This window comes from Acinetobacter sp. FDAARGOS_515 (assembly GCF_003938865.1).
Taxonomy (GTDB): domain Bacteria; phylum Pseudomonadota; class Gammaproteobacteria; order Pseudomonadales; family Moraxellaceae; genus Acinetobacter; species Acinetobacter ursingii.
In genome coordinates, this window is record NZ_RKIX01000003.1 from 877,147 (window position 1) to 889,987 (window position 12,841).

The following is a 12,841-nucleotide window of genomic DNA, read 5'->3' on the forward strand; positions in this document are numbered from 1 at the left end:
TGATTATGTGGTCGATTCTTGCGCTCGGTGCAGTCGAACGCGGTATTCATCATTTTATTAATCTGGATGCCATTACTCGCATCCAGTTGAATCAACTACAGGGGCAATTGCTGCGGGTCGTGATCGATAGTCCGCAGCTTTCGGTTGATGTTTTTTTTGATGATAATAAAGTTCGCCTTGAGCCTACTGTGACAGGTCATAGCTCAGCACCATCTATATTTGAAACGCGTCCTTTTGATGAACAAGTCAGGATCAGCGAAGCCACCGCCACACTACATGTTAAAAATGTGGTGGAATTACTCAAGCTTTTAGTCGGCGATGCTGATCAAATTGGGAATATCCCTCTGACAGGTGACTATCATCTGTTACAGGATATTCAACGCATTATGCAGCAAGCTGAACCAGATCTGGCAGCCCATTTAAGTCCGTGGATTGGTCCAACCTTGGCACACGAATTGGCTAAAATCAGTCTGGTGCCGAAACAGATGAAACGGAGTCTGCAAAGTCATCTCTTTTTTGCAGAAGATGCTATTAAAGAAGACAGCGGTCTTTTTGCACCCCGTTGGCAAATGGATGATCTGAATCAGTCCACACGGCAGCTTAATCAGGAAATTGATCGCCTTGAAGCCAGACTGCAACAACTTAACTCTCAATTTAATAGAACAAACGATTAGGTAATATCCCATTATGATTCCGCACGTTACACGGTTATTCGAACTTTGGCGCATTGCAGCACATTATCGACTTGACACCTTGTTCCCTGCGGAAGAATTGCCCCCAAAAGCTCGGCATGCTTTGGCTTTGATTCGCTTACACCCAGCTGCTTGGTCGAGTCGTGAACGAAAAAATCCGTTGAAGCTCAAACAAGCGCTTGAAGACATGGGGCCTTTGGCGATTAAATTAGGACAGTTATTGTCCACACGCCGCGACTTGATTCCACCTGAAGTGTTATCGCAACTGGTTTTATTGCAAGATCAGGTCAAACCTTTCGATGCACAAGTTGCCAAACAACGTATTCAGGAATCGTTAAAAGCTGATGTAAATACTTTATTTGCACGTTTTGATGAGCAACCTTTAGCTGCTGCTTCAATTGCCCAAGTCCATACCGCGGCTTTGCATGATGGTCGTGAAGTGGTGGTTAAAGTCACACGTCCTGATATTCGTGTGCAAATTTTACAAGACTTTGAAATCATTACATGGTTAGGTCAATGGCTAGAAAGTCGATTGGAAGCCGCTCGTGCCTTACATTTGACAGAAATTATTCAGGATTATCGTCAGATCATTTTAAATGAACTGGATTTAACCATCGAAGCTGATAATACCCGTCGTATGCGCCATTATTTTACGGGTTCTAGCATGATGTATGTGCCAGAAGTCTATATGGACAGCAAAGATGTCATGGTCGCAGAGCGAATTACTGGTGTACCTATTTCAGATACTGCCACTTTTGATCGTATGGGAATGGATCGGGCTGAACTAGCAGAAAAAGGCCTGATTATCTTTTTTACCCAAGTCTTTCGTGATAATTTTTTCCATGCCGATATGCATCCCGGCAATGTCTTTGTCGAAACTATCAATCCTGTTTCACCGCGTTATATTGCACTGGACTGTGCGATTATGGGCGAACTCTCCAAACAGGATCAGATGACCGTTGCACGGATGTTGCTGGCGGTCATGAATAATAATTTCATGCAACTGATTCAGATTGTGCATCAGGCAGGATGGATTCCACCAGGAACCGATCAGGATGCATTGGCTCGAGAAATGCGTCGTACCGTTGGGCCAATGGTGTCAAAGCCGATGGATCAACTGGATTTCGCTGGCATTTTATTGCAGGTCATGGATATTGCCCGACGCTTTCGTTTGGAAATTCCACCACAATTGATGTTGCTCCTGAAAACACTGGTGCATGTGGAAGGATTGGGAACAGATCTTTACCCTCAATTAGATATTTGGAAACTGGCAAAGCCGATTTTGACAGAATGGGTCAAATCCAATATGAATCCTGTCAAAAACATGAAAGAAATTGGTCAGCAAATTCCAGATTTATTACTGGGTGCGCATGACTTACCGACTCTACTTATTGACAGTTTAAACGGTTTAAAAAATCAGTCTGCATGGCATGATCGTCAAGTTCGGGAAATTCAACAATTGCGTATGCAGATTCAACAGCAACAGCAGCGTAGTTGGATATTTGGCAGTATCATATTGATATTACTAACTATCGCCATTATTTCACCGTGGTATATTTCCATTGTCTTGATTGCGATGACTGCGCTATTCGCGGTTTGGCGTATTATTAAATAACTGGTATTAAAGATGGGGAAGCTATATTTTTCCTCATCTATCTTCAAAATAAAAGATCGATAATAATGAAAAAAATCAAGAATATTGCCATTATTGGTGCAGGAACAGCGGGTTTAGCCACCGCCATTTTATTTGCCCGACAGAATATTCAGGTCACTTTATTTGAAAAAGTCGATTGCTTACAACCTGTCGGCGCAGGCTTGTTATTGCAACCTGCTGGATTGGCAGTTTTTGAGCATTTGGGAATTTTACCAGGCACCTTAAAACTCGGAGCAATCGTCACTGGTCTGGAAGGTCGACTGGCTAATCAACGTTTGTTAATAAATAGTCATTATCATGAAATCGATCCACAACATTATGGTATCGGGATTCATCGCGCAACCTTGTGTCATTTACTGAGTTCAAAATTACAAGACTATGCAGCATCTGTAACTTGGAAAATGGCACATGATATTCATCGCTTACAAGAACATCAGCAGGGCGTCACAATTTTCGGTCAGCATCTTGGACTACCCTTTGAGAGTAACTTCGATGCAGTCATCATTGCCAATGGTGCACGTAGTCATTTACGCCCTACGTCTTGGGTAAAAGTCGATAAGCCTTATCCGTGGGGTGCGGTGTGGAGTATCGTTCCTGAATGCCAAACCTTAGATCCACAAATTTTGCATCAATTTTATGACCATTCACAAATCATGATGGGCATATTGCCTACAGGCGCAATTCCACAAGCTCCGACTCAACGTCTTTCGAGCGTATTTTGGAGTTTGCCAGCTCAGCAATTACAACTCTTTTTAGATAATCCCGATAAACATGAATTTTTGCTTCAGCAAATTTCTCCTCGCTGGAAACCTGTTGCTGACTGGCTTGAACAAGTCATGCAGAAACAAGACAGTTTACAATGGTTATCTGCTCAATATCGCGATTTAGTGATGACAAAATTTGGACAAGGTCGTATAGGGGTCATTGGTGATGCCGCGCATGCGATGAGCCCTCAACTAGGACAAGGCGCCAATATGGCCTTATTGGATGCGTGGGCACTAGGACAAGCCATGCAACAATTTCCAGATCAGCAAGTCGATTGGACCATGTTCTGGCAGCATTATCATCAGTTACGTTATTCTTCCACTCAATTTTATCAAATGTTAAGTCGGCTACTCACGCCCTTCTATCAATCTGATTCAACTTGGGCAGGTTCGTTCCGAGATGTGAGTTTTTATTGGATGTACCAAATTCCTTATTTACGTAAACAAATGGCACTGACTATTTCGGGCTTAAAAACCTCTCCGCTACAGCATATGAATTATGCGGAAATTGCGCAATCGCAGTCTCAATCATCTATTTTAAGTCAAAACTAAATTTAGAACTGGTTAAGGCTCAACGCTTCCCATCATAAAAAAGATGAGTTTTTTTCCGAAATGATCAACAGATGCCGTACACTATAGAGTGCGATGAATAACCGCAAATGAACTTATTTAATCCATAATTCTGGTGAATCTTTATGAACAACGTGCAATGGCTCGATGAAGTAAAATTTAACGAACAAGGTCTTATTCCAGCCATCGCACAACATCATCTAACCGGCCGTATTTTGATGGTGGCTTGGATGAATCGTGAATCACTTGCTCTAACCGCAGAAAAACAACAAGCGGTTTATTTCTCACGTTCTCGTCAAAAACTTTGGCACAAAGGCGAAGAGTCAGGTCATTTCCAAACCGTGTATGAAATTCGTCTGGACTGTGATGGCGATGTGATCGTGTTGCAAGTGGAACAGCATGGTGGAATCGCTTGTCATACAGGTCGAGAATCGTGTTTTTATCGTAAGCTCACATCGCAAGGTTGGGAAATTGTCGATGCGCAACTGAAAGATCCGACAGCCATTTATGGTGCCTCTGCTAAAGATGCGCATGAACATACAGCACCACAAGAACAAATTGATGTTTTGGCGCATTTGGGACAATTGATGCAACAACGCAAACAAGCGGATGCTGATAGTTCCTATGTTGCAAGTCTGTATAAAAAGGGCTTGAATAAAATTTTGGAAAAAGTCGGCGAAGAAAGCGTTGAAACCATTATCGCCGCGAAAGATTATGCCGTTCAGCCGACACAGGAACATTTAAATGATCTGATTTATGAAACTGCCGATTTGTGGTTCCATAGTATCGTCATGCTCGGTCATTTTGATCTCGATCCCAAACTGGTATTGGAGGAATTGGCACGTCGTCAGGGACTCTCAGGTCTGGTTGAAAAAGCCAATCGTACGCAAGGATAATTATTGACTGTGTCTAATTTTGAGAAACCCAAAGCGACGTATGAACAGGCAACAGCTATCGATAATGCGCGTCTGGGCGAATCTTTTAAAGTTATCGCGTATGCAGGCACAGGTAAGACCACCACATTACAATTGATTAGTGATGCCATGCCTCAGCGGCGTGGTATGTATCTGGCATTTAATAAAGCCATTGCCAGTGAAGCACAGCAGAAATTTCATCGTAACGTTGACTGTCGTACTTTTCACTCTTTAGCCTTTCGTAGTGTTCCACGTGGCGTCACCGATAAATTACGACTACCGCGATTGAGTCCTAGCTTTATGGCTAAAGATTATCGCTTGGAACCTGTGACCCTGCGCCGTATGATGGGCGGACGTTATGAAAAATATGTATTGATGCCCAGCCGTCTGGCCAGTTTAGTCGCCAATGCCGTCAGTTATTTTTGCTCGACCAGTTCGCAATACCCCGCGCCACGTCATATTCAAGCGCCCAGTTGGCTACATCCTGATGATATTGAAAGCCTGCAAAAACATCTCTATCCCGCAGTGGAACGACGTTGGCTAGAATCGATTGATCAAAATCATCAGGCAGGAATTGGGCATGATATTTACCTGAAACTGTGGGCACTCTCTGAACCGAATATTCCAGCGGATTATGTATTGTTTGATGAAGCACAGGATGCCGATCCATTGATGCTCGGGATACTGCTTAGACAACGTAGCACACAAGTGATTTATGTCGGTGATGCACATCAGCAAATTTATGCTTGGCGCGGTGCAGTCAATGCCATGCAGCAACTACCACTGCCCGAATCACGCTTGACCACCTCATTTCGTTTTGGTGAACAAATCGCCGATATTGCCAACTATTTATTAAGTGGTTTGGATGAAACAGTTCCCTTATTAGGAAATCCAAGTCTCACCTCAAAAGTCGTCAATAAACCCCATACCAAACAACGCGATGCCATTCTTTGTCGTACTAATGCCCGTGCAATGGAACTACTACTGGCAGGTCTGGTACATGGCGATAAAGTCAGTTTGCAAGCCGATCATAATAAACTCAATCGTTTTGTCGATGCTGCAAGTCTATTAAAACAAGGCAAACGCGTAACCGATGTGCCAGAACTAGCTTGGTTTAATTCATGGCATGATGTGCATGAATATTGTGAAACCAACGATGGTAGTGATATTAAACCACTGGTGAAACTGGTCGATGATCATGGTACGGATCCTTTAAAACGTGCATTGGCAAAAATCACGCCTATTGAGCAAGCAGATTATGTGATTTCCACTGCGCATAAAGCCAAAGGTCTGGAATGGGATCGGGTGCATCTGGAAGATGATTATCATTTTAAAATCAATGGATTGGAACATAAAATAAGTGATGAAGAACTGAGACTGCTTTACGTAGCCTGTACACGTGCTAAAGTAAGTTTAAATATTCATCATATTTATGACCTTGTTCAGCAGCTCAAACTGCAAGCACCGCAAAGTTTACGCAAATCCTTAGCGGTCTAAAACATCGCGTTCCAACTCTGGTGGGCATATGAAACTTGAATCTATTCGTCTTAAACATACAGGCTTGTTTAGTAATTTACAGGTTCAATTTCTTTATCCACATAAACCCATCACCCTCATTTTAGGTGAACAGGCGACAGGTAAAACCACGCTCCTTAAACACATTTACCAAGCCTTGAGCTGGTTTCCAGCACGATTAAAAGATAGTCGTACGGCGGGTGTGGTCATGCTAGATCAGGATATTTTAAATTCAAGAATCCAATCCAGAATAGAGCTGAGTGTTAAAATTCCAACCGAAATCGGACAACTTCCAGAAGGCAGTCAATCTCAGGAAAGTGATGCCTCAATCTGTACATGGAAACTTTATAAAACCCTGAATAGTCAGGGAATTGGCATCAGTCAGGCAGAAACACAACAACTGGAAGAATTAACGGCTCTATATCAAAAAGCCATTAAACAGGATCCTTTACAAGGTCTACCTTGTATTGCCTACTATCCATCTGACCGATTTATTAATGAAATCAATTTACTCAGTAAAAATATTCCTGCGGTATTTCAGGCTTCTTCCGCCTATGATGTCGCGGCAATTCCATTTACCACCTTTGCCCGTTTCTTTGAGTGGTTCCGCGAAATCAGTGATATCGAAAATGCTCAAAGTGCACAGTTGCTACAGCATATTTTAGATAAATTTAATGCGCAGAGTTTGCAACATCTGGAACAGGAAATTTTTCAGACACATGCGCAACTCAACTCTCCCAATTTGCAGGCATTAAAAAGCAGTCTAAATACTGTTTTCCCTGATATTACCGATATTTATCTACAATATCAGCCGAAACTTCAGCTGATGCTCAGCTATCAAGGACAAAATCTAAGCTATCAACAACTTTCCAACTCCATGAAAACATGGATTGCATTGGTAGGAGATATTGTACGTCGCTTATGCTTGCTGAATCCTTTAAGTCTTTATCCCTGTCTTGAAGGTGAAGGAATTGTACTGATTGATCAGATCGATACCCAACTCGATCAAACTTTATGTCGTGAGATCCTGCCGCGTTTACATCAGGCTTTTCCACGTTTACAACTGATCGTGACTGGAAATCGTGAAGAATTGCTTGAACATGCATTTGATTATCAATGTCTGCGTTTGTCCAATAAGCAAATTTCACCCTTAGTGCTCGAAAATACCCATGATCTCTATGACCATGTTTACCAAAATTTATTTAATCATTCTTCAGAACCTGATTTGAATGATCTAAGTCCGACACTTGCCAATGAACCCGATGTAGATCAGCTGCTTGAATTATTAGCGCATTTAACTGATGCACAAAAACAAGAGATTCTGCAATATTTGCAATCAGATACCAAGCATTTAAATGAATCAAGATTGTCCGAAAAATAAAGGGTTTCATAATTTAGACATCAAATCATTTTTCATGTTATGATTGAAAATAACTATCAATACACTTGAGAGCGCGTGTTCTGATCACATCTTTAAGTGATTGATATTTTGTTATTTTAGTGTAAAAACAGTTAACAGATGCAGGGTTAGCGCTGTATACTTTTTCACACGTATTTTTTGTTTCTTGCAAGTCGCGCAATACAACTTGTTTTTTCTTTTTACCTACATTTATGGTTTTCAGGTGTCAAACTTTTGGAATTCTCCTTGATTTCCTTTACATCCTGAAAAATAAGATTCACGCTTAGGTTCCGACCTAAATCACCACATGGATACGAGTGTGCTACCGATTATTATCTTGTTACCGTTAATATTAGGCACCACCCTTGTTGCATTGCTACAGCGTTTTTCGCGGGAAGCAACGGCTTTAGGGGCAATTGCAGTCAGCTTGACCTGTTTTGGGTTATTGCTGACTGAGGCAAAACAGATTTTTGCTGGTGCGGCCATTTTACAAAGCTGGGACTGGTTACCACAGCTTGGACTGAATTTAAGCTTTCGTCTGGACGCACTTGGACTCTTGTTTAGCCTACTGATTACAGGCATTGGCACCCTCATTTATATTTATGCTTATTATTATTTAAGCCCTCGTAACTCACTTGCCAAACTCTATATGCTGCTCATGGTTTTCATGACAGCCATGCTCGGAATTTCACTCTCCAATAATTTAATCTTGCTCTTGGTGTTTTGGGAATTAACCAGTATTTCATCTTTTTTACTGGTGGGCTATTGGAGCCATTACGAGGCCGCACAACGTGGTTCTCGAATGGCACTGACCATTACAGGCATGGGCGGTCTAGCCATGCTAGGTGGTTTTATTTTGATTGGGCAAATTACTGGAACATATCAGATTGATCAACTGGTCAATATGAAAGAGATGATCCAGTCTCATGCCTTATTTGTTCCTGCACTACTTTTAATTTTACTGGGTGCATTTACCAAAAGTGCACAGTTTCCTTTTCATTTTTGGCTTCCCAATGCCATGGCAGCGCCAACGCCTGTATCGGCTTATTTGCATTCCGCCACCATGGTCAAAGCAGGGATTTTTTTACTCGCTCGTCTTGCACCGATTTTTATAGGTGCCGCGATTTATCATAATATTGTCACTTTTGTGGGCTTATTTACCCTCTGTATGGCGGCTTTTTTTGCCATTTTCAAAGAAGACCTCAAAGGCTTATTGGCCTATTCGACCATTAGCCATCTTGGTTTAATTGTATGCTTATTGGGGATTGGCTCTCCCCTTGCTGTTGCCGCAGCCATTTTCCATATTATCAATCATGCCACATTTAAAGCGGCGCTGTTTATGATTGCAGGCATTGTTGATCATGAAACAGGAACCCGAGATTTACGCAAACTCAGTGGCATTTGGCAACTACTGCCTTTTACTGCCACCCTGACCATGATTACGGCGGCATCGATGGCGGGTGTTCCGCTGACCAATGGCTTTATTTCCAAAGAAATGTTCTTCACAGAATTAGTTTCAAGCCTGAATGGTAGCGCGTTAATTTTCTCGACGATTTTGGCCACACTGGCAGGCATTTTTGCAGTTAGTTATTCATTACGCATGGTGCATGGCGTATTTTTCGATGGTCCCGTCGGTGAGAAAGTTCCCAACAAGGATGCGCACGAACCCGCTTGGGGAATGCGTCTTCCTGCAACTTTACTCGCCATACTTTGTATTTTAGTGGGCATTATTCCTGCCTTACTGGTTGAAAATATAGTCAATGGTGCAACTCGTGCCAGTCTAGCCATGCCTCAGTTTGCAGGCGTACATCTGGCGATTTGGCATGGTTTCAATTTACCTCTCATCATGAGTCTGATTGCTTTGATCGGTGGCACAGTTTTCTATTTCGCTCTCGCGAAAGATGGACGTATTCGCCATATCGATCTTGACCCTTATTTGGGGAATTTTCAGGGCAGAATTTTATTTGATAAATTTTTAAAATATTTGTTGTTAGGCAGCCGTAGAATTAAACGCAGTACTGAAACAGGTTCTTTACAACTTTATCTATTCTTAATCGTGCTGTTCAGCATCGCTATAGTCTCAATTCCTTTATTTAATCAAGGTTTGAGCACAGGATCACGTGAACTGACTCATGCGCCGATGATCGCCATTGTGTTATGGCTGATTTTATTCTCAGCCTGCTGGATGATGCTCTGGTTTCATCATGAGCGAATTAAAGCCGTGTTGATTAGCGGTGCGATTGGCCTAGTCGTGACCATGATCTTTATTGGATTCTCTGCACCTGATTTGGCGTTGACGCAAATTACCGTCGATGTTGTGACCACTGTTTTATTGCTGATGAGTTTATCTTTACTGCCACAACTCACCCCCTATGAATCCAGACGCTCCAGACGTTGGCGTGATGCGATGATTGCCATTATCGGTGGTTTAGGTATTGGCTGGATTGCGTGGTTAATATTGACTCGTGATCACAACTCTTTGTCATGGTTCTTTATGCAGCAATCGCTACCTTTAGGCGGCGGCTCCAATGTAGTGAATGTGATTCTGGTCGATTTTCGTGGTTTTGATACCTTTGGGGAAATTACCGTTTTGGGAATTGCGGCTATTGGTGCGCTGTGTCTCATGGATGGTATGCGGATTCATGGTACCAGTGTGACGCAAGGTCTCACCTATCGTTTTAATCCATCACCCTTAATGTTACGAACCACAGCCTCATGGGTGTTGCCAATTGCCTTAGTAGTCAGTCTGTATATTTTCTTGCGCGGACATAATTATCCGGGTGGTGGCTTTATCGCTGGTCTAGTAACCTCGATGGCACTGATTATTCAATATATTGCACAAGGTCAAGATCAAGCTGAACAGATGCTAAAAGCCAAGTCTGGACGTTTGTATGAACTTTGGATCGGAATTGGTTTGCTCATTGCTGGTCTGTCAGGCATGGCTGCATGGTATTGGTCACGTCCTTTCTTAACCAGTGCACACATCTATGTCGATATTCCAGTGATAGGAAAAGCACACCTTGCTTCAGCGGCACTGTTTGATGTCGGGGTGTATGTCACGGTGGTGGGTGCAACCATGCTGTTAATTTCGGTACTTGGTGATTCACGTCATTCATCCATGTCTGGCCCTGTTCCACGTGAAGGAGATACGTCATGATTAGTCTGGAATTCCTACTTGCTTCCGCGATTGGCCTACTTGTCGCGTCGGGGATCTATTTAATTTTACGTGCCAGAACTTTTCCTGTGGTACTCGGGCTTGCCATGATTGGCTATGCAGTCAATCTGTTTTTATTTGCAATGGGACGTATTCAGATGAATGCACCTGCGATTTTGACCGAAACGGTTAAAACGACCGATCCTTTGCCACAAGCTTTAGTCTTAACAGCGATTGTCATTGGTTTCGCCACAACAGCATTTATCGTACAGCTTGCAATTCGTAGTCGTTATGAATCAGGTACAGATCATGTGGATTCCAAAGAAGATCCAGCCCTAAACTATGACCCGCGTGAGGATGAACCTTGATGATTGACTTTATCAATTTCTGGAACATGCACGCACCTATTTTTAGTATTCTGATTCCTGCGTTTACTGCTTTTATTCTTATCATTTTAGGCAATCCCGGTTATGGTGCTTTAGAAACTGATCGTCGGCAACCGTGGCGCAGAGCCATCAGTCTCATTTCTGTTTTATTGGGTCTTGCCACCGCAATCAGTTATTTTTTTATTGCCCAAACCGGTCAAATTACGGTTTATCAACTGGGTGAATGGTCTGCGCCATTTGGCATTGTATTAGTACTCGATCAACTTTCTGCTTTTATGCTGCTCTTAACCTATGTACTGGCTGTTCCTGTACTCTGGTTTGCGAGTAAGGAATGGGATACCCGCGGTCGTTATTTCCATGCCATGTTTCATTTTCTACTCATGGGAATTTGCGGTGCCTTTTTAACTGGTGATTTATTTAACCTATTTGTATTCTTTGAAGTGTTATTGATGGCTTCCTATGTGTTGCTACTACATACACAAGGTAAAGCACGTTTCCAACTCGGCATTCATTACGTCACCATCAATTTACTGGCTTCAGCGATTTTTTTGATCGGTCTGGGTATGATTTATGGCAGTGTGGGTAGTCTCAACATGGCTGATGTATCACGCCTATTGCCGACACTTGAGCCTGACCAACACAAACTCGCGATTGCAGGCGGGATGTTGTTATTTGTCGTCTTCGGCATCAAAGCTGCAATCTTGCCTGTGGGTTTATGGTTACCCAAAACCTATGCTGTTGCCACAACACCTGTTGCTGCTATTTTTACTATCATGACCAAAGTCGGTATTTACGCGATCTTAAGGGTAAATGGCACTGTCTTTGATGATGTATTGGCGCAGAATATTTTAAAACATTGGCTGTTGATCATTGGCTTAGTCACTTCGTTATATGGTGTGATTGGAGCAATTGGGGCAGACCGTTTACGCCGCTTCGTCGGTTTTATGGTGCTGTCATCCATCGGGACAATCATCATTGCAATTTCCATGTTCAATACCCAAGCATGGGCCGCCGCATTATATTATTTAGTCCATAGCACCCTGATAGCCGCTGCGTTTTATCTACTCTGTGGCTGGATCACCTCACAACGTGGCAGTTTCAAGGATCATCTCAAAGTTGCGCCAAGAATGAAACAGGGCAAAACTGTAGCGATGGTTTATTTTATTATTGCCATGATGATGGCAGGTTTACCTCCCTTTAGTGGTTTTCTCGGTAAAGTTTTTATTTTACAAGCGACCCATGATCAATCTTATCAGGCATGGATGATTGCGATTATTCTGATTGTCAGTTTGCTGAGTATTATAGCCTTAACCCGCGTTGGTTTTGTTTTATTCTGGCGCTCAACTGCACCAGAGGAAAATGAGAAAGAACCTGCTTTTATTGCCTATCAAAAATTACCTGATCATGCCCCTGCCCGTAACGATTTGACTATTTATGCACTCCTAACAGGCTTAATAATTTATGTTATTTGTGCACCTTGGATCTATTCTTATAGCTTAAGTACAGCCGCACAAATTCAGGATCATGCCCTTTATACAAATTCTATTTTGAGCAAAGATCGTTTTGGGCAGGTGATTAGTGTGCAACCTTATGATCCAAGCTATGTGCCTGAAACTAAATACGGCGGTGAAACGATTGATCCATATGCGCATTATATCCCTGATGTCATTTCGGATGATACGCTTGAGGGTGAACACATTTCAGAGTACAAAAAACGTCAAATTGAGCAGGAACAACAGGATCAAGACATCGTGCCCAATGAAAGCGAACTCAAACCGATGGAGCCTTAAAAA

9 protein-coding genes are annotated in these 12,841 nt (G+C 42.5%); all 9 read left to right on the top strand.

Features of this window, described 5'->3' with window-relative positions; genetic code table 11:
• The first annotated feature begins 5 nt into the window (after nucleotides 1–5).
• The 9 genes from EGS47_RS05620 to EGS47_RS05660 all read left to right on the top strand — a co-directional run bounded on the left by EGS47_RS05620 (nucleotide 6) and on the right by EGS47_RS05660 (nucleotide 12,838).
• Nucleotides 6–674, top strand: a complete 669-nt coding sequence (locus EGS47_RS05620) for a ubiquinone biosynthesis accessory factor UbiJ (protein ID WP_004991611.1) — start codon at nucleotides 6–8, stop codon at nucleotides 672–674.
• A gap of 13 nt (nucleotides 675–687) precedes the next feature.
• Nucleotides 688–2,307 carry an ABC1 kinase family protein gene (locus EGS47_RS05625; RefSeq protein WP_125269301.1) on the top strand — a complete coding sequence of 540 codons (1,620 nt, stop codon included), beginning with the start codon at nucleotides 688–690 and terminating at the stop codon, nucleotides 2,305–2,307.
• Nucleotides 2,308–2,372: 65 nt separating this feature from the next.
• Nucleotides 2,373–3,662 carry an FAD-dependent oxidoreductase gene (locus EGS47_RS05630; RefSeq protein WP_125269302.1) on the top strand — a complete coding sequence of 430 codons (1,290 nt, stop codon included), beginning with the start codon at nucleotides 2,373–2,375 and terminating at the stop codon, nucleotides 3,660–3,662.
• A gap of 143 nt (nucleotides 3,663–3,805) precedes the next feature.
• Nucleotides 3,806–4,576 carry a bifunctional phosphoribosyl-AMP cyclohydrolase/phosphoribosyl-ATP diphosphatase HisIE gene (gene hisIE, locus EGS47_RS05635; protein WP_004994229.1) on the top strand — a complete coding sequence of 257 codons (771 nt, stop codon included), beginning with the start codon at nucleotides 3,806–3,808 and terminating at the stop codon, nucleotides 4,574–4,576.
• A gap of 9 nt (nucleotides 4,577–4,585) precedes the next feature.
• On the top strand, nucleotides 4,586–6,091 hold the full coding sequence (locus EGS47_RS05640) for a UvrD-helicase domain-containing protein (RefSeq protein ID WP_004994232.1): 1,506 nt from the start codon (nucleotides 4,586–4,588) through the stop codon (nucleotides 6,089–6,091).
• A gap of 28 nt (nucleotides 6,092–6,119) precedes the next feature.
• On the top strand, nucleotides 6,120–7,490 hold the full coding sequence (locus EGS47_RS05645; RefSeq protein WP_004994234.1) for an AAA family ATPase: 1,371 nt from the start codon (nucleotides 6,120–6,122) through the stop codon (nucleotides 7,488–7,490).
• A gap of 325 nt (nucleotides 7,491–7,815) precedes the next feature.
• Nucleotides 7,816–10,665 carry a monovalent cation/H+ antiporter subunit A gene (locus EGS47_RS05650; protein WP_125269303.1) on the top strand — a complete coding sequence of 950 codons (2,850 nt, stop codon included), beginning with the start codon at nucleotides 7,816–7,818 and terminating at the stop codon, nucleotides 10,663–10,665.
• Nucleotides 10,662–11,030 (top strand): Na+/H+ antiporter subunit C, encoded by a 369-nt coding sequence (locus EGS47_RS05655; protein ID WP_004991641.1) that lies wholly within the window; start codon nucleotides 10,662–10,664, stop codon nucleotides 11,028–11,030. Before EGS47_RS05650 ends, EGS47_RS05655 begins: the two co-directional genes overlap by 4 nt.
• Nucleotides 11,030–12,838, top strand: coding sequence for a monovalent cation/H+ antiporter subunit D (locus EGS47_RS05660; protein ID WP_125269304.1), 1,809 nt, complete (start codon nucleotides 11,030–11,032; stop codon nucleotides 12,836–12,838). The genes EGS47_RS05655 and EGS47_RS05660 overlap by 1 nt, the downstream gene beginning before the upstream one ends.
• The last annotated feature ends 3 nt before the right edge of the window (nucleotides 12,839–12,841 follow it).